Source organism: Campylobacter sp. IFREMER_LSEM_CL1890, assembly GCF_025772045.1.
In the GTDB taxonomy this organism is placed as follows: Bacteria; Campylobacterota; Campylobacteria; order Campylobacterales; family Campylobacteraceae; genus Campylobacter_D; species Campylobacter_D lari_D.
On the sequence record NZ_JAKMRK010000003.1, the window covers coordinates 84,385 to 102,185 of the forward strand.

Annotated in this window: 24 protein-coding genes; 4 read left to right on the plus strand and 20 right to left on the minus strand. The window is 29.4% G+C overall.

The genetic code is table 11. The annotated features are described in order from the left end of the window. The first annotated feature begins 8 nt into the window (after window positions 1-8). The 4 genes from dksA to L8W57_RS02380 all read left to right on the plus strand — a co-directional run bounded on the left by dksA (window position 9) and on the right by L8W57_RS02380 (window position 2,650). Complete coding sequence (gene dksA, locus L8W57_RS02365; RefSeq protein WP_133319649.1) at window positions 9-365, plus strand: RNA polymerase-binding protein DksA; 357 nt, start codon at window positions 9-11, stop codon at window positions 363-365. Beyond that, on the plus strand, window positions 362-1,345 hold the full coding sequence (locus L8W57_RS02370; protein ID WP_263661932.1) for a hypothetical protein: 984 nt from the start codon (window positions 362-364) through the stop codon (window positions 1,343-1,345). Before dksA ends, L8W57_RS02370 begins: the two co-directional genes overlap by 4 nt. Continuing rightward, window positions 1,342-2,268 carry a tRNA dihydrouridine synthase gene (locus L8W57_RS02375; RefSeq protein WP_220566496.1) on the plus strand — a complete coding sequence of 309 codons (927 nt, stop codon included), beginning with the start codon at window positions 1,342-1,344 and terminating at the stop codon, window positions 2,266-2,268. Before L8W57_RS02370 ends, L8W57_RS02375 begins: the two co-directional genes overlap by 4 nt. Window positions 2,269-2,329: 61 nt before the next feature. Next, complete coding sequence (locus L8W57_RS02380; RefSeq protein WP_039617382.1) at window positions 2,330-2,650, plus strand: hypothetical protein; 321 nt, start codon at window positions 2,330-2,332, stop codon at window positions 2,648-2,650. On the opposite strand, the gene recO is transcribed toward L8W57_RS02380, so the two are convergent. The 20 genes from recO to L8W57_RS02480 all read right to left on the minus strand — a co-directional run bounded on the left by recO (window position 2,634) and on the right by L8W57_RS02480 (window position 17,798). Further along, window positions 2,634-3,248: a recombination protein RecO gene (gene recO / locus L8W57_RS02385; RefSeq protein WP_133319653.1), complete on the minus strand. Its 615-nt coding sequence runs from the start codon at window positions 3,246-3,248 to the stop codon at window positions 2,634-2,636. The two genes, L8W57_RS02380 and recO, sit on opposite strands and share 17 nt — an antisense overlap. Beyond that, entirely contained in the window at window positions 3,249-3,761 is a 513-nt protein-coding gene (locus tag L8W57_RS02390; RefSeq protein ID WP_263661933.1) for a cysteine hydrolase family protein, read from the minus strand. It abuts the gene before it with no gap. Then, window positions 3,754-4,515 (minus strand): ATP-binding protein, encoded by a 762-nt coding sequence (locus tag L8W57_RS02395; RefSeq protein ID WP_039627820.1) that lies wholly within the window; start codon window positions 4,513-4,515, stop codon window positions 3,754-3,756. Before L8W57_RS02395 ends, L8W57_RS02390 begins: the two co-directional genes overlap by 8 nt. Beyond that, window positions 4,512-5,198 (minus strand): 5'-methylthioadenosine/adenosylhomocysteine nucleosidase, encoded by a 687-nt coding sequence (locus L8W57_RS02400; protein ID WP_133319656.1) that lies wholly within the window; start codon window positions 5,196-5,198, stop codon window positions 4,512-4,514. Before L8W57_RS02400 ends, L8W57_RS02395 begins: the two co-directional genes overlap by 4 nt. Beyond that, the gene (gene fabD, locus L8W57_RS02405; RefSeq protein ID WP_263659719.1) at window positions 5,195-6,115 is read right to left on the minus strand and encodes an ACP S-malonyltransferase; all 921 of its coding nucleotides are present in this window, start codon (window positions 6,113-6,115) and stop codon (window positions 5,195-5,197) included. Before fabD ends, L8W57_RS02400 begins: the two co-directional genes overlap by 4 nt. Continuing rightward, on the minus strand, window positions 6,115-6,699 hold the full coding sequence (locus tag L8W57_RS02410) for an FKBP-type peptidyl-prolyl cis-trans isomerase (protein WP_263660726.1): 585 nt from the start codon (window positions 6,697-6,699) through the stop codon (window positions 6,115-6,117). Before L8W57_RS02410 ends, fabD begins: the two co-directional genes overlap by 1 nt. A 14-nt stretch (window positions 6,700-6,713) precedes the next feature. Then, window positions 6,714-7,706: a tetratricopeptide repeat protein gene (locus L8W57_RS02415; protein WP_263661934.1), complete on the minus strand. Its 993-nt coding sequence runs from the start codon at window positions 7,704-7,706 to the stop codon at window positions 6,714-6,716. 11 nt (window positions 7,707-7,717) lie between these two features. Next, window positions 7,718-8,203 (minus strand): peptidoglycan-associated lipoprotein Pal, encoded by a 486-nt coding sequence (gene pal, locus L8W57_RS02420; RefSeq protein WP_133319660.1) that lies wholly within the window; start codon window positions 8,201-8,203, stop codon window positions 7,718-7,720. Window positions 8,204-8,269: 66 nt separating this feature from the next. Next, a complete protein-coding gene (gene tolB / locus L8W57_RS02425) occupies window positions 8,270-9,469 on the minus strand; it encodes a Tol-Pal system protein TolB (protein WP_263661935.1) in 1,200 nt (399 codons plus the stop codon). Continuing rightward, the gene (locus tag L8W57_RS02430) at window positions 9,469-10,245 is read right to left on the minus strand and encodes a TonB C-terminal domain-containing protein (protein ID WP_263661936.1); all 777 of its coding nucleotides are present in this window, start codon (window positions 10,243-10,245) and stop codon (window positions 9,469-9,471) included. Before L8W57_RS02430 ends, tolB begins: the two co-directional genes overlap by 1 nt. 3 nt (window positions 10,246-10,248) lie before the next feature. Then, the gene (locus L8W57_RS02435) at window positions 10,249-10,638 is read right to left on the minus strand and encodes an ExbD/TolR family protein (protein ID WP_133319663.1); all 390 of its coding nucleotides are present in this window, start codon (window positions 10,636-10,638) and stop codon (window positions 10,249-10,251) included. Beyond that, the gene (locus L8W57_RS02440) at window positions 10,639-11,199 is read right to left on the minus strand and encodes a MotA/TolQ/ExbB proton channel family protein (protein ID WP_220566504.1); all 561 of its coding nucleotides are present in this window, start codon (window positions 11,197-11,199) and stop codon (window positions 10,639-10,641) included. Beyond that, window positions 11,199-11,591: an ATP synthase F1 subunit epsilon gene (gene atpC / locus L8W57_RS02445; RefSeq protein WP_133319665.1), complete on the minus strand. Its 393-nt coding sequence runs from the start codon at window positions 11,589-11,591 to the stop codon at window positions 11,199-11,201. The genes L8W57_RS02440 and atpC overlap by 1 nt, the downstream gene beginning before the upstream one ends. A 2-nt stretch (window positions 11,592-11,593) precedes the next feature. Continuing rightward, the gene (gene atpD, locus L8W57_RS02450) at window positions 11,594-12,991 is read right to left on the minus strand and encodes a F0F1 ATP synthase subunit beta (protein ID WP_133319666.1); all 1,398 of its coding nucleotides are present in this window, start codon (window positions 12,989-12,991) and stop codon (window positions 11,594-11,596) included. A gap of 14 nt (window positions 12,992-13,005) precedes the next feature. Then, window positions 13,006-13,890: an ATP synthase F1 subunit gamma gene (gene atpG / locus L8W57_RS02455; RefSeq protein WP_263661937.1), complete on the minus strand. Its 885-nt coding sequence runs from the start codon at window positions 13,888-13,890 to the stop codon at window positions 13,006-13,008. Window positions 13,891-13,899: 9 nt separating this feature from the next. Then, the gene (atpA, locus tag L8W57_RS02460; RefSeq protein WP_133319668.1) at window positions 13,900-15,405 is read right to left on the minus strand and encodes a F0F1 ATP synthase subunit alpha; all 1,506 of its coding nucleotides are present in this window, start codon (window positions 15,403-15,405) and stop codon (window positions 13,900-13,902) included. A 9-nt stretch (window positions 15,406-15,414) separates the two neighbouring features. Continuing rightward, window positions 15,415-15,936 carry a F0F1 ATP synthase subunit delta gene (locus tag L8W57_RS02465; RefSeq protein ID WP_133319669.1) on the minus strand — a complete coding sequence of 174 codons (522 nt, stop codon included), beginning with the start codon at window positions 15,934-15,936 and terminating at the stop codon, window positions 15,415-15,417. Next, window positions 15,936-16,448, minus strand: a complete 513-nt coding sequence (locus tag L8W57_RS02470; protein ID WP_263659715.1) for a F0F1 ATP synthase subunit B — start codon at window positions 16,446-16,448, stop codon at window positions 15,936-15,938. Before L8W57_RS02470 ends, L8W57_RS02465 begins: the two co-directional genes overlap by 1 nt. A gap of 9 nt (window positions 16,449-16,457) precedes the next feature. Further along, window positions 16,458-16,883 carry a FoF1 ATP synthase subunit B' gene (locus L8W57_RS02475; protein WP_263661938.1) on the minus strand — a complete coding sequence of 142 codons (426 nt, stop codon included), beginning with the start codon at window positions 16,881-16,883 and terminating at the stop codon, window positions 16,458-16,460. Window positions 16,884-16,946: 63 nt separating this feature from the next. Continuing rightward, the gene (locus L8W57_RS02480; RefSeq protein WP_263659714.1) at window positions 16,947-17,798 is read right to left on the minus strand and encodes a ParB/RepB/Spo0J family partition protein; all 852 of its coding nucleotides are present in this window, start codon (window positions 17,796-17,798) and stop codon (window positions 16,947-16,949) included. Window positions 17,799-17,801 lie beyond the last annotated feature (3 nt).

The following is a 17,801-nucleotide window of genomic DNA, read 5'->3' on the forward strand; positions in this document are numbered from 1 at the left end:
GAGCATTTATGCAAGAGTTAAATCTTGAAGAATTTAAAAATATATTACTTCAAAGACAAAAAGAAATTTTACAAGAACTTCAAGGTAATATAGACAATATCCATGATCTGCAAGATAGTGAACCAAGAGATGAAGTTGATTTACAACAAATTGACAACAGCTCACATATTGACTTAAAAATCAATGAAAATTTAAAAACAGAATTAGAAGAAATTAAACATTCATTAAGCAAAATAGATAACAATACTTATGGAATTTGTGAGTATTGTGATGAAGATATACATCCTGAAAGACTCAAAGTAAAACCTCACGCAAAATATTGTATAAATTGTCGTGAAAACTTAGAAAAAAGGAAAGAATTATGAAAGTAAAATTATTTTTCTTTGCAAGTTTAGTTTATCTTTTAATCGTAGCAGCCTTAGTTTATAATCTAAATTTGGGAAATTACACTTTCACAATTTCTACTTTTGAGCTAAATTTACCTATCAGCTTATGGGTAATTTTACCTGCATTTATTTTGATGATTTTAGCTTTATTACATATGAGCTTTTATGGTTTTTTAAAACATTTACAATACAAAAATCTTATTAAAGATAGCAAAAATTATGAAAATTTTTTAATTGATGTATTTTTGAAAAAAATAAGCAAAATTAAATTTAAAACTCAAGAATTTCAAGATATAGCCAAAAACACTCAAGCTCTTTATTTTAAAGAAAAAAATCAAAATACAAAAATAGATGATATTATAAATATTTTAGAGCAGTTAGACAAAAAGGAATTTGTGGAATTAAAAAAATACAAACTCGATCCACATAATGAAATTTTCATTTTAAATGAAAAAAATCACTTCCAAAAAGATAATGACTATGCTTTTTCTTTTATTAAAAATAAAGAAATTCTGACAAATGAATTAGAAAATTTTGCTTATAAAATGGTATTAGATAATGCACCTTATAGCCAAATTAAAACACTAAAAATACAAAAAAATCAAGATGATATTTTATTACTTTTGGATAGATTTGAAAAAGAAAATTTGGAATTAAATCATGCTGAAATCGAAGTTTTGCTTAGCATGAATACCTTAGATGATAAGTCATATTTACAATGCACAAAAATACTTTGTAAAAAAATAGAGCCTCAAATATTAATTGCTTTATTTAAAAAGTTAAAAGATAGTCATTCTCAAGCTTTAAGAGCTTATCTTTATACTTTAGCAGAATTTGGTATGTATGATGAATTGCTTAATGAATTAGGAAATGATCAAAACGAACATAAGGATTTTAGACTCTTGCTCTTTTTAAGAGAACATAATAAAAAAATAGAACTTGAAAAATTTATACAATGATAGATTTTAGTAAAAAACCTTTGTTTTTAGCTCCTATGGCAGGTTTTTCAGACTTGCCTTTGAGAAATTTAGTTAAACAATTTGGGGCTGATGTAACAATTAGTGAGATGATAAGTTCTAATGCTTTAGTGTATGAAAGCTCAAAAACTCTTAAAATGTTAGAAAAAGCTGAACTTGAAAATCCTTATATAGTTCAAATTGCAGGCTCGGATGAAAGTGTGATTCAAAGGGCGGTAGAAATATTAAATCGTTTTGATTTTATAGATGGGATTGATTTTAATTGCGGCTGTCCTGTAAATAAAGTTATAAAACAATGTGCAGGCAGTGCTCTTTTGCAAGATCTTGATAAATTGCAAAGAATTTTAGAACTTATCAAAAAAACAAGCAATAAAAAGCTAACTAGTGTCAAAGTAAGATTAGGGTTTGAAAAAAAAGATCCTATTACCATTGCTAAAGCATGTGAAAATGCTGGGGTAGATTTTATCAGTATGCATGGTCGCACTAGAAAACAAATGTATAGTGGAAATTCTGATTATGAAGCTATAGCTTTAGCTAAAGAAAATATCAAAATTCCTTTAGTTGCAAATGGCGATATTAGCACAGAAAATGCTAAAGAAGTTTTTAAAATAACAAATTGTGATGCATTGATGATAGGGCGTGCAAGCATAGGAAAACCTTGGATATTTCACGAGGTAAAAACTGGCAAAAAAATCGATAAAATTTTAAAAAACAAAATCATCTTTACACATTTTGAAGAAATGCTAAAACATTACAAAGAACAAGGTATAAGCATATTTAGAAAGCACTTACATGAATATTCTAAAGGCTATGAAGATGCTTCAAATTTTAGAGATTGTGTTAATCGCATTAATGATGCAGAAATTATGCGAAAATATATGCAAGAATTTTTCAATAAGGAATGATTTTTGCTTGTAAAATTCTAAGCAATATGAATGAAGAGATACCATAAAACAAGGAAGGTTCATGGCAGCTCATATCAATTCAAAAGGGATTTACAAAGCATTAGGTGGCATTAGAACAAGTGCAAATAATCTAGCAGCACATGCTTCAAAGCTTAACAATCAAAGTTTAAATTTCGAGCAAGTTTTACAACAAACACAACCAAAATGTATAAGCACTTGCTTACAAAGCTCCCAAAAACAACTTGGAAATTTGCTTGAAGATATTAAAAATAGCAAGGAAGCTATTATAAAAAATACACATATTGATAGTGCAAATATCATCGCAAAATTAAGACAAGAGGCTATTATGATGTATGATATTACTCTTAAAAACCCTCTTTAATGATTTTATATAAATTATCAATATATTCATCGCTAAAATGCGATGAATTAAAATTTTCATAAAACCTCACAAGATCTTTAGCTTTAAACTCATAGCCAAAAGCACATTTTTTATGCGCAGGCAAAAAAGCCCTTATCAATACAACATCTTCTTTTATACACTCATCACATAAAAAGCAAATAAAATCCTTATGCAAGCGTCCTTCAAAGCTTAGAATCTTTAAATAAGCATCCACAATCACACGCTTGCAATCTTGTTTTTCAAAACGCTTAGCACAATCTTCTAAAAGCTCAAAATAAAAACTATCAATCTCCTCAACATCTTTTAAATGCCAATAAAAAAGCCTGATAAATTCTTGCCAAAAAAACATTTTTTCTCTATCTAAAACCCAAGAAAATCCAATGTGTAAAACATCTTTTAAGCGCGGTAAAAATCTTGAACTTTCCTCAAGTTCAAAATCAATCTTATATCCATTTAGAATATTAGAATGTCTCATTCCGTAAAATCTATAACTTTTAATAACTTTTTTGGCGCTTAAAAGATAAACAATCAAATCCTCATCTTTTACGCTCTGAGTGTGCAAAATAAAGCCTTGCATCTATAAAAGCTCTATATCATAAGCTTGTAAAATTTCATAAGCACTATTTTCTAAAGATTCATTAAAACTTGCAGTAGCATTTTTATGTAAAATAATTTTAGAATTAGGCGTGGCACTTTGAGCTAAAATAATATTACTAAATACACAAATATGCGAAACCAAACCACAAAATTCTATACTTTCATAATGATTTTGTTTTAAAAAATTAGCCAATTCTAAACTACCAAAAGCATTCTTATAAAAGATTTTTTTTGCATTTTTTAAATACACATTAAAATCACTTGGCATTTGCCAACCAAAAGTATCTTTAATACAATGATAAATAGGCAGTTTTTTTCCTTCTTGGGTTTTTAAATAATTCTCATCATGCGTATCAAAAGTAAAAACAACATCACCTTGATGATTTTTTAAAAGAGTAAGAATATTATCTTTTATCTTGGTAGCTTTTTCAAAACCTAAGCTACCATCGATAAAATCATTTTGATAATCAACTATAATTAAAAGTTTAGTCATTATCCTTAACCATGAAAAAACTATCCGTGTGGATATTTTCAAATGCAGTTTTTAAGCTCGTAAATAATTTTGGATTTTCTTTTTCTAAATTTGCTAAAAGCTGTTTAGCTTCTTCTCTAGCATGAGGAAATTTTACATTTTTTTCACTTAATTTCATACCAGGACAAAATTCATTACCAATTACTTCTAATTCATTATTAATAGCATTTTCCCTTAATTGTCTTTCTCTTACAAAAATCAAAGGACGGATGACTTCTACACCTCTTTTACTTTTATATTTTGGCGCTAAACTTCTAAGAGCACCATTATAAATGAAATTCATAAAAAAACTCTCTACTGCATCATCTAAATGATGAGCTATGGCTAATTTATTAAAACCATTTTCTAAGGCGTAAGTATATAAAGCACCACGTCTCATTCTTGAAAAATAGCTACAAAAGCTTGAATTTTTTCTAATGGTATCACCTGAAATTTCATAAATATTAGAATCAATAACCTCATGGTCAATACCATGTTCTTTGCAGTGATTATGAAGTTTGGTGTAATCTTCACCCATGCCATAACTTAAAGTTACTGCTTTAAGTTCAAATTTAAAAGGTGCATGTGCTTGCATACGCTTTAAAAGATGAGCTAGGGCTAGAGAGTCTTTCCCGCCACTAAGTCCTAATAAAACTTTATCATTATCTCCTATTAAGGAAAACTTGGCATTTGCTTTTGCAACTTCTCTGATTAGTCTTTTGCTAAGATTTATCATAATTTCTCACAAATTTTTAAAACAAAATTAGCTGAAATTTTAGCGGATTTTTCTACAAACTCATCAAAGTCAAATTCAGCTTTTTCACCTGCCTTATCACTCATTGATCTTAAAACCAAACATGGAATTTTTAAAGCATCACATACCAAAGCCACACTAGCTCCTTCCATTTCACAAGCATCTGCGTTAAAAATTTCTCTAATTTTTGCTTTTTTATTCTCATCACAAATAAATTCATCACCCGTAGCGATAATACCTGATTGTAATTTAACACCAAGTTCTTTAGCGACCTCTATGGCAAGATTATTAAGCTTATCATCTGTTTTTATAAAAATTTCATTACCAGGAACATAACCAAGCGGATGTCCAAAAGCTGTAATATCTAAATCATATTGAGCTAATTTTGTAGCATAGATTAAATCCCCTATTTCCAAACTAGGATTAAAAGCACCAGCCACTCCTGTAAAAAGCATAAGTTCAGCTTTAAATTTTTCTATCATAATAGTTGCGCTAAGAGTGGAATTTACTTTCCCTATCTTAGAATAAGCGATGATTAATTCATGATTTTTGTATTTTGCAATATAATAAGTATTATTTGCATATTCAATTGTTTGATATTCTTTTAATGTTTCGAGTAAAGGAGTAACCTCTTCGGGCATAGCTCCTAAAATAGCTATTTTCATTTAATCACCTTTAGAATTTCATCAATATCTTCTATTTTACTTAAAGCATAAGTTTCTTTTTGAGTGATTTTTTTATTTAAGCCCTTTAGCACGCTCGCACCAAATTCTATATAAAAATCCACTTCATTATCTATTGTTTTAATGCTTTGTTTATAAAGAACAGGCTTTATAAGTTGCTCGCTTAAAAGTGTTAAAGCTTGAGTTTTATCACTATATATTTTTGCATTTACATTTGAAACTACACTTTTAAAATCATCTTTTAACACAAGCTCTAGTTCTTTTGTAAGTTTTAAAGACGCATTTTTTAATAATGGACAATGGCTTGCAACACTCATATTCAAAAGCATAGCTCTTTTGGCTCCTGCATTCTTAAACTCACTCTCATAAGAAGCTAAATCAGGCTTTAAACCCGCTACTACAACCTGTCCTTCACAATTATAATTAGCTGCAAAAATACTTTTTTGCTCACTTAATGCCTTTTGGCAAAGTTCTTCTACTACTTTATCTTCAAGTCCTAAAACCACCATCATACCAGCTTCGATTTTAGAGCAATCCTCCTGCATAAATTGGCCACGCTTGTTAACAAGTGCTATAACATCTAAAAAGTCAAATGCACCTTGAGTCGCTAAAGCACTAAATTCTCCTAGTGAATGGCCTAAACTATACTTAGCTTCTATACTAGCTTGCTCTTTTAAAGCTTCATAAGCCATTAGTGAGTTTAACACTATGGCCATTTGTGTAAATTCACTTTTATTTAAATTTTCATTTTCCTTAAAAAGCAAATTTTTAAAATCAATTTTACAATAATCACTTGCACAATCTAATAATTCTCTTGCTTTAAGTGAATTCTCATAAAAACTAAGCCCCATACCAACACTTTGAGAGCCTTGGCCTGGGAAAATAAATGCACTATTCATTAGTGTCCACCGCAGCAACCGCCACCACCATGTCCGTGGCCACCACAACATCCACCACCACCATGTCCGTGATGATGATCATGATGATGTCCTCCACCACCACATCCACAACTTCTGCTACCTGCAATAATTCCTGTTAAAATTTCATCTTCACTTGCAGCTCTAACATCTACAATATTAATTGAAAATAACAAGTCTTTTCCTGCGTAAGCATGATTATAATCAATAGTAACTTCATTCTCAGTAATTTCTCTAACAATTACTCTTACTGTATTACCATCTTCGCCTTCGCCAAAAAGCTCCATACCAACTTGCAAATCAATCCCTGCAAATTGTTCTTTTGGTAAAGTTTGCAATGCATTTGCATCATATTCACCCAAAGCATTTTCTTTTTTTATCACAATATCGGCATTACATGGGGCATCAAGTTTTTGAATTTCCTCTTCTAGTCCTTCTAAAATTTGACCCTTACCTAAAATAAAAGAAATAGGTTCAGCATAAATATTTGATTCTAAAACTTCATTTGTGTTTGCATCTTTTAACTCATAAAACATTGAAACTACACTATTTTTTTCTATAGCCATTTTATCTCCTTTTTTTATTTTCTATCTGGCGAAACTTTTGCTTCAGGACTATCAGGATAAGCTGTCTTTAAAGCTTTGTAAAATTTATTAGCACTTTTTGGATCCCCAACTTTATCTAAGCTAATAGCCGTATGATAAAGTAATTTTGGCACATAATCACCCTTGGTGCTTATAGCAGAACTTTTTTTGTAAAATCCCAAAGCGCCTGCATAATCTTTTTGTTTATATCTTATCTCTCCAAGCCAAAAAGTAGATCTAGCAGGTTTATAATGGATACTAATTAAATGCTCAAATTTTTCTTTTGCATCATCAAATTGATTTTTATTGGTTTCATCAATAGCTTTTTTTAAAATTTCGCTAGATTGCAGTTTTTTCCAACTATCATCTTTCGCTTGAACAATTTCTTTTTCCAAAGTCGTATTTGTTTCTTTAATGACTTCTTGTGTTTTATTGCTTTCGCTAGCAATAGGAACAACTTGGATATTATTTGTTTGATTTTGCACTCTAGCTATTTCCGATTGAAAAAAAGTTATGGTTTGGTTCATATCTTCTTTAGAAACATAATCATCATTAATTTTATTGATCAAAGTTGTTATTTCGCTCAATACTTTTTGAATTTCTTGGTGATTTTTTTCTTGAATTTGCCTATTTTCTTCTACATAAGCTCTTAAATTTTGAATTTCTTTTGTGATATTTGCATCAAAATTTTGATAGTTTTCTTCTAGTGAAAGTAATTTTGTATTTGCTTTAGAATATTGAGCATTTAAACCCTCGGTTACACTTTGTAAACCTTCTATATTTTCTACAGCAGTATTTATCTTACTAGTCAAATTAGTATAATATTCATTTAAAGCTTTTAAGCGTTCTTGATTTTCGTATTGTAATTTTTCATTTTGAGTTAAGCCATAAGGTGTTTTTGTATCTACTTTTCCTGCATCAAATGCTGAAATTTCAGCGTATAAAAAAGTAGCTCCTAAAAGAGCTACTGATAATAATTTGATTTTCATTTATTTAAAACTTATTTTGATAATTTAAATTCTGCACGACGATTTTGCGCATCACAAGCTTTTGTTCTTTCAGTACATACAGGATTAGTTTCTCCATAACTTTTTACGCTTATTCTATCTGCGCTAACACCTTGAGCTACTAAAGATTCTTTAACAGCTTTAGCTCTTTTTAAACCTAGAGCTTGATTATATTCATCAGTTCCCCATTCATCGCAGTTTCCCTCAACTACAATTGCAGCATTCGCGGCTTCTTTGTTGAAAATTTCAGCATTATCTGCAACAACTTTTTGCATATCTTTTCTAACATTAAATTTATCAAAATCAAAATACACATTTGCAATAGAATTTAAAGATTCAAGATTTTCAAATCTATCAGAACCACCACTACCTTTTGATCCATCTACACTACTTGAACTGCTTACACTAGTATTTTTTGTAGCACAACCACTTACAATAACAGCAAATGCAGTAATTGAAGCAAAAATGATTTTTTTCATTGCTTTTCCCCTTTTTTATTTAAAAATCATGTTTAATTATAACAAAAAAAATACAATTTTGATATTTTACCAATCAATTGATTGAATTTTACCCACCTTTAAACCATAATGAAAAGCCCTATTTGCATTAATTCTAATGACTCCTAAGGCACTTTGTGAACCTAAATATTTAATAAATACTACACTTTCTCCATCACTTGAAAATCTTGGAAAAAGATTTTTACCATTTGCAGTGAGTTGTCTTATATAATCACTTTTGGTTGACATTAAATAAAGATTAAAAACCCCACTTTGATTTACCTCCCTGCTAGAATAAACCATATAATGTTTATAGGTAGAAACTGAAGAATTATTTTTACCATGAAAAACTACTTGTTCTGTTAAATTAGAATCTAAATTTTGCATAAAAATATTTGGATAACCTAAACGATCTGATACAAATACGATTTTTTTATCATCATCTACAAAGTTGCCATTTACATCAATACCCGTATAATTTGTAATCTGTTTTAAATCTTTTGTATCTGTATCATACAAATACACATCTGGCTGATCTTTTGGCGCCATAGTAAGTAAAATTTTTTTACCATCATCGCTAACATCAGAAGCAACCATCATACCCTTACTAGCAATGATTTTTGTGATGTTTTTATTTTTCATATTATATTTATAAAGTGTTGGAATTTCATCTTCATAAGCAGTGAAATAAAATGCATCTTGTTCTTTATTTGCCCATTTGGGAAATAAATTTAAACCTTTTGATATTAATATCTTTTGATAAGTTAAAGTATAATCTGCTAACAAAATATCACTTTGCTTATTACCTTGAGTTCTAGCTATTAAAATTTTATGATCCATCCAATCAACCGGTGCAAAACCTAATTTTCTATTCATTTGAGCGACACTTCTATGTGCTAAAAATGGATATTCTTCAATGGAAAGAATTTGCTCATAAAATCTCGTTTTTGTTTCATTTGCAGCTAAAATTTCAACATCAATATCCAAAAGCTTACCATTTTTATTTAAAACATAAGAAAAAATATAATCACCTTGTTTTTCATCTTGAGTTAATTCAAAATTTGAACTCACTTTTATATCATTAACAAGCATATTATAAAAGCTTTTTTTAAGATCTAAATCATTCAATCTTGATTGATCTTTAATATAAATTTTAGGTAATTGCATACCTTTATTTACAACAGATATTGTCGCATCTTGCCCAAATAATACTGAACAAAAAAATAAAAACGCTAATATTTTTTTCATCACTTCTCCGTTTTAAACTCAATTATATCACTAAGTTTCATTTTAATTTTTCTTATTTTACCATTTGGAGGTAAAGTTATGTATTTTCCTTCTAAATTTTGTAAAAATTCTTTTGCCTTTTTATCAAAATTATGACTATGTGCACTAGTGGTACTTAACAAATAAAAATATCCGTTATTATCAATTACAAATTCTACTTCTATACTTAAATTACCACTAGGATTGTATATTCTCCATCTATCTTCAAGATGTTTTCTAACAGCACCTAAAAATTGATCATAAACTCCTATTTTTTGTTCTATAACAGATTGTCCTAGTTCTTGATTAATTTGTAGATTTTCATTTAATTGCTTAGAAAAATCATTGATTTTTTCTCTTTGAGTAAAAGTGGGTTTTTTCGATGGCATTGAAGATTGCACTTTTGTAGTTTTTTCTTCTTGATAGTCTTCTATTTTGCCAAATAACTCATTGAAAACACTAGCTTGTTGTTCTACATTTTGAGTATTAACATTTTTATTTGTAGTGTATTTTTGCAAAAGATTCTCTTCAAATAAACTTTGCAAATTTTCCTTTTGTAACTCTTGTATCATATTTACTTGATTTTGATTTATACTATCTCCAAGTTCTATATTAATAAAACTATTGGGATCATTGGTATATTCAATAGCTTTTGGCTTATATTCGACTAACTTAAAAAATACTAAAAAAACAACAAAAAAATAAACTAAAATCGCATAAGTAAAAGCTTTAAAATTATATGTAGAATTTTCTTCCATTTTTTACTCAGTTTGCAAAGCAACTTTTTGAAAACCCAAATGCTTCATTGTTCTTAAAACACTCATTACATCATCATATTTTAAATTCTTATCCGCTCTAATGAAAACTGTTTCTTGAGTATTATATTGCACTTTTAATGCATTCATATTATCCGCAAAACTTAAAAAATTAAATTTATCTTTTCCTATAAAAATTTCTTTTTTTGCATTAATTGTTATAATTAAACTTTTGATATTTGGAGCACTTGAAGTTTTTTGTGAACCTTGAGGAAGTTGAACTTTTTCTTCATATGTAATACTTGGTGCTGTTACCATTAAAATAGCAAGCAATACAAGCATAATATCCACTAAAGGTGTAATATTTAGTTCGGGTTTTTCTTCTAAAAACATCAATTAAACCTTTGCTGAACTTACTAATACTTTTATCTCACTATCTAAAATATTAATTAGTTCATAAGCTTTGCGTTTGATAATCAAATGAAAACTATATGCGGGAATTGCCACTAAAATTCCACAACCTGTAGCTACCAAAGCTTCACTAATTTTTGGCGCAATAATACTCAAAGAATTTTGCATTTCTAAACCACCAAAAGTTTCAAGTATAGAAATAACTGTACCAAAAAGACCTATAAAAGGAGAGGTTGAAGCAATAATACTAAGCCAAGTTAATCCAATTGTGGCTTTTTTTTCAACAGAATTTTTATAAATATTCATCTTAGTTTCATCAATCTCAATACATTTTTTTAAAATTGATGCACTTTGGCTTAAATCCCTCTCTCCTCTCATCAAAGCTTCTAAAGCCTGACTTTCATCTTGCATCCATTTATTAATAAGCATTAATCTTGAAAATAAAATACTAAAACTAAGTATAAAATACACCGAAAGCCAAGCCAATACAATATAAGTAATTAAGCTTGTATTTTCAAAAAAATGAAAAATTGATTGAAAATCCACTATTTTTGCCTTACATTATTATCCATCTTAGCAAAAGTAGAAGCTAAAGCAACACTATCACTACTCATAGATTTGATTAAATCTTTTGCATCTGCTAATCTTTTTGCTATTTCACTATCACTATTTCCTCCAACCCACACAGCACCTTTTGCTAAAACGCTTACTTTCGTTTCAGAAACTTTCGCATGACCTGAATCAATAGCAACTAACTCATGAGTAGAATCTGATTTTTCTATATCTATAATCCCTGCCCTTAAAGAAGAAATTAAAGATGCATGTCCTTTTAAAACACCAAATTCACCTTCACTTCCAGGAAGAACAATAGATTTTACATTATCATTGTAAATCATACCAAGAGGCGTTACCACCTCTATATGTATTAAATTATCCATTATTAAGCCTTAAGTTTTTCTGCTTTTTCAATAACTTCATCAATTCCACCTACCATATAGAAAGCATTTTCAGGTAAATGGTCATATTTTCCTTCTAAAATACCTTTAAAACCTGCTATTGTATCTTCTAAACTAATATATTTACCAGGACTTCCTGTAAATACTTCAGCAACGAAGAATGGTTGAGATAGGAATTTTTCAATTTTTCTTGCTCTTTCAACGATCAATTTATCTTCTTCACTCAATTCATCCATACCTAAAATAGCAATAATATCTTGCAAATCTTTGTATTTTTGAAGTACTGATTGTACTCCACGAGCTACTTTATAATGCTCTTCACCAATAATTTGTGGATCAAGCATTCTTGAAGTAGAATCAAGCGGATCAACAGCTGGATAAATACCTTTTTCAGCAATTGATCTATTTAAAACCGTAGTTGCATCTAAATGCGCAAAAACAGTTGCAGGAGCAGGGTCTGTTAAATCATCTGCTGGCACATAAACTGCTTGAACTGAAGTAATAGAACCTTTTTTAGTTGAAGTAATTCTTTCTTGGAATTTACCCATTTCGCTAGCTAAAGTTGGTTGATAGCCAACGGCTGAAGGAATTCTTCCTAAAAGTGCCGACATTTCAGAACCTGATTGTGAAAATCTAAAGATATTATCAATAAACATCAACACATCAAGTCCCATTTCATCTCTAAAATACTCAGCCATAGTAAGACCTGTTAAAGCAATACGATTTCTTGCTCCTGGTGGTTCATTCATTTGACCATAACATAATGCAACTTTATCTAAAACATTACTTTCTTTCATTTCATTGTAAAGATCATTACCCTCGCGAGTTCTTTCACCAACACCTGCAAAAACAGAATAACCACTATGTTTAAATGCAACATTGTGGATTAACTCCATAATAATAACGGTTTTACCAACACCTGCACCACCAAAAAGTCCTACTTTACCACCTTTTGCATAAGGAGCTAACAAATCAACTACCTTAATACCTGTTTCAAAAATTTCACTTTTTGTACTTTGCTCTTCAAATGGAGGTGGATCTCTATGGATTGACCAATGTTTATCAAAATTGATCTCTTCACCCTCATCAATCAAATCACCTGTTACATTGAAAATTCTTCCAAGTACTTTTTCGCCCACTGGAACGCTAATTGGGTTTCCAGTCGCAACAGCCGTTAAACCCCTAACAAGACCATCAGTCATATCCATAGCGATAGTTCTTACTTTATTATCACCCAAATGCGCAGCTACTTCAAGCACTAGCTTGCATTCTTTTCCTTCTAATTCATAATTTACAATTATAGCTTCGTTAATTTGTGGAAGATATTCTTTAAATTCAACATCAACCACTGGTCCTAAAACTTGAGAAATAAAACCTTGCATCATCACTCCTAAATTTATTTCATTGACTCAACACCACTGATAATTTCTATCAATTCGGTGGTAATAGATTCTTGTCTTGCTTTATTATAAGCTAAATTGAGTTGTTTAACTCTAGCTTTTGCATTATTGGTTGCATTATCCATAGCTTGCATTCTTGCACTATGCTCAGCCGCCAAAGAATCAACTAAAGAAAAATACATATTATATTCAAAATAAGTTTTTAATAAATCATTTAAAATTTCTTCATCTTCAGGTTCTAAATCCATTAAAGATTGAGACTCTTGTTCTTCTTTGCTCGCAATAGCTTGCACTGGTAATAATTCATTAATACGAATTTCTTGTGAAATCATATTTTTATAGCCATTATGTACAATTACAACCTTATCTGTAACTTCATTTATAAAATCATCAACTGCATTTTTAATAATAGCACAAGCTTTTTCATAATCAGGGCTAGAGCTTGTGTCTAAATATTTTTCTAAAATTTCAATATTTTGAAAATTAAAATACTCAATACCTGTTTTACCAATAGCTCTTAATCTTACCTTGATTTTTTTTGCTTTACAATCTTCGAGCATTTCATTTACTGTTTTAATAGTTTTAATGTTAAAACCGCCACACAAGCCTTTATCAGCAGTAATGAAAATAATATCCATTTTTTCAACATTGTCTTTTTTTCTAAAAAATGGAAGTTTATCATCAAGACCTTCGTATTGATTAATCTTGAAAGCAATTTCAGATAAAACTTCATCAATTTTTTGAGCAAAAATCTTTGACTTTTTAGCTGCCTCTTCTGCCTTTCTTAATTTGGCAGTAGAAACAAGCTTCATTGCATTAGTTGTTTTTTGTGTATTATGGACACTTTTTATTTTTCTTTTTATTTCTTTTAAATTAGACATTTAAAAACCTTATATATGGTTTGCTTTAAACTCACTCAACGCTTTAGCTAATTTTTCTTCCAAATCTTTATCTAAAGCTTTTTTAGTTCTAATTTGCTCAAAAATTTCTGGATATTTAGCTTCAATAAATGGATATAAGGCTGCTTCAAATTCTCCTATTTTTGAAACTGCAATATCATCTAAATATCCTTTAGTTCCTGCATAAATCATCACAACTTGATTCTCTGCTGAAAGCGGAGAATATGGAGGCTGCTTTAGAACTTCAACCATTCTTTGTCCACGCTCAAGTTGTTTTCTACTTGCTTCATCTAAATCACTTGCAAATTGCGCAAAAGCTTGCAATTCTCTATATTGAGCTAAGTCAAGTCTTAAAGTACCTGAAACTTGTTTTGTTGCTTTAATTTGTGCAGCACCACCAACACGAGATACAGATAAACCAACATTAATCGCAGGACGAATACCTGAGTTAAACAAATCTGTCTCTAAGAAAATTTGACCATCAGTAATTGAAATAACATTGGTTGGAATGTAAGCTGAAACATCCCCTGCTTGAGTTTCAATAATAGGTAATGCTGTTAAGCTTCCTGCACCAAGCTCATCACTTAATTTACTTGCTCTTTCAAGCAATCTTGAATGTAAATAAAATACATCCCCTGGATAAGCTTCACGACCCGGAGGACGACGCAAAATCAAAGACATTTCACGATAAGCAACAGCATGCTTACTCAAATCATCATAAACAATCAACGCATGTCTTGAGTTATCTCTAAAATACTCACCCATAGTTACACCTGTATATGGAGCAAGATATTGCAATGCAGCAGGATCTGAAGCACCTGCATTTACTACTATACTATAATCCATTGCACCGTATTCTTCAAGCTTTTTAACTACTTGAGCCACTGTGCTTTGTTTTTGACCAATTGCCACATAAATACAAATAACATCTTTACCTTTTTGACTAATAATCGTATCTATTGCAACAGTAGTTTTACCCGTTTGTCTATCACCAATAATTAGCTCTCTTTGTCCTCTACCAATTGGAACTAAAGCATCAATAGCTTTAATACCCGTATGTAATGGTTCATGAACACTTTTTCTAGCCATAATACCTTTTGCTTTTTCTTCCACAAAGCGATATTCACTTGTTTCAATCGCTCCCTTAGCATCAATTGGCTCACCTAAAGCATTTACAACACGGCCTATCAACGCATCACCAACTGGAACCTTTAGAAGTTTTTTTAATCTTTTTACAGAGCTTCCTTCTTTTAAGCCAAGTCCCTTTCCTAAAATAACAATACCAACACTTGATTCTTCAAGGTTAAGCACCATTCCCTTTTCGCCATTTTCAAATTCAACCATCTCACCGGCCATAGCATTTTTAAGACCATAAACCTTAGCAACACCATCAGCAACTGAAATAATCTTACCGGTTTCTTCTATTTCAAGATTAAAATCAAATTTTTCAATTCTTTCTTTTATAATAGAACTAATTTCATCTGCTTTAAATTTCATCAAGTCTCCTTAAATTGCTTTTAATATATATTCATTCATTTTAGCTTTTAAGCTTTGCATTGAAAATGAAATTTCATAACCAAGTCCATCTAAGCTAATTTTTACACTGTCATTATCACTTATTTTACTATCTAATCTAATCTTTGCGTTGAATTTAAGACTAAGTTTTTCTTCTAAATTTTTAATTTCTTCTTCACTTAATTTTTCTTTTGAATAAACTTGCCCTAAAAATTCATTTTCTTTTAATGCTTTTTGTTCACTCAATTCTTTAGTAATGCTTGGAATTAACATCTCTCTATTGTTGCCAACAACTAAGCTCATAAAATTTTTAAAAGCATCACTTGGATTATCTAATAAAGAAAGTATAAAATCTAATTTTTTTTCTTGTTTAAGCTCATAAGCATTTAAAATACTTACAAATTTATCAGAAGCAAAAGCTGAACTAAGTTGTAATAAATTTGAATAAAAATTTTCAAAATCTTTTCTTTCTAATATAGCTTTTGCATAGGTTTTTGCAATTACACTTTCCATCAAGACACCTTTTTCATCATGATATTTAAAATTTCTTTTTGCTGAAGCTGTAAACTTTGATCTTCAAAAATTTCTTCTAAAACCGCTTGCACAACTTCTTTTTCCATTCTTCTTATTTCATATTCTTTATGTTCTTCATAAGTTTTTTCTAAAGCCTTAATCTCCATTTTTGTTTCAGCTTCTATTTTATCTGTAATGATTTCTGCTTCTTTTTTTGCAAGAGCAACTGCATTAATTGCTTCTTGTTTAGCTAAATCTAATTTTTTCATCATTTCTAATTTATGATTTTTGCTTGCAATAAGTTTTTCTTGTATTTCATTCATCCTAGAGGCAATTTTTGCAATTCTTCCGTGGTAAAAATTCTTTAAAGGTGTTGCTATAAAATAATATAAAATAGCAGCAAACAAAACAAAATTAACTGCTCTTGGGATAATATCATACTCACCACTTCCATTACCTGCTGCAAAAGCATAAAAAGGAAGCACCAATAATAATGTAATTTTTTTCAACATTTATCTTCCTTAAATTTTACTCAAGCTATCTTTAAAGCTTTGCTTAAATTCTGGCATTTTTAACCGCATCTCTTCTTTTAATTCTTTTTCTTTTTCTCTTAGACTTTTTAGAAAAACATGCATTTGTTCTTCTAATTCTTTTTTCTTTATTGATAATTCTTTTTCTTGTTTTATTTTAGCTTCTTCTACTGCTTTTACTTTGATTTGATTAATCTCATCTCTTGTTTGTATATGAATTTTTTCCAACTCATTTTCTACATTTGAAACATCATCAGAATTTTTTTTCATTTTTTCTTCGTCATTTTTAATGGTCAAATCTCTAGAATCCATAAATTTAATCAAAGGTTTATAGAGTATAGAATTTAAAATTGCTATCATAAGCAAAAAAATGACACCAGTAGCTATCATGATGGAAAAATGTACATCATTAAACATTAATACTCCTAAATAAATCTAAATAAAACGCGCAATTATACCAAAATATACCTAAAAGCATATTTAATCTAGTATTTTTAAAAATTTTAAAATCTCATTTTCGTCAGAAAAATTAACAATAATTTTTAAATCTTTCACCACTGTCTTAAATCCAAAAGATTCTATTTTTTCTTTTAAATTTAATATAGATTGATTTTGCTTATTTAAATTTGTATTTTTTTCTAAATTATTTGAATTTTTAAAATTTTTAATCAGTTTTTCTGTATCTCTTACATTAAGTTTTTGACCTATGATAGTATCAACTATCATTTTTTCTTCTTCTTTTTCAAGTCCTACTAAAACTTTTGCATGACCTTGTGAAATTTTACCTTCTATAATGAAATTTTGCGTTTGCTCATTTAAATTTAAGAGTCTTAAGGTATTAGCAATTTGTGGTCTTGACTTGTGAATAAGATCTGCTAATTTTTCTTGAGTTATGTCATGAATTTCCAATAATTCTTTATAAGAATGTGCCAATTCTATAGGATTTAAATTTTCCCTTTGGATATTTTCAATCAAAGCAAGCTCGCGTAATTTTATATCATCCACATTTAAAACTACGGCTTTAATCTGTTCTTTTTCTAAAAGCTTACATGCTCTAAATCTTCTCTCGCCAGCTATTATAATATAATCAAATTCATCTTTTTTAAAAACTACAATAGGCTGAATTAAACCATATTCTTTAATAGACCCCGCAAGCTCTTCTAAAGCTTGTGTATCAAAATTTTTCCTTGGCTGATAAGGATTTGGACTAATTAAATCTATATCAATTTCTTCTATTTTGCCTTCTTTTGATCCTAATTCTTTTTCATAAACTTCATCAATATCAGCCAAAATACTACTTAAGCCTCTTCCTAATGCACTTTTTTTTGCCATTTT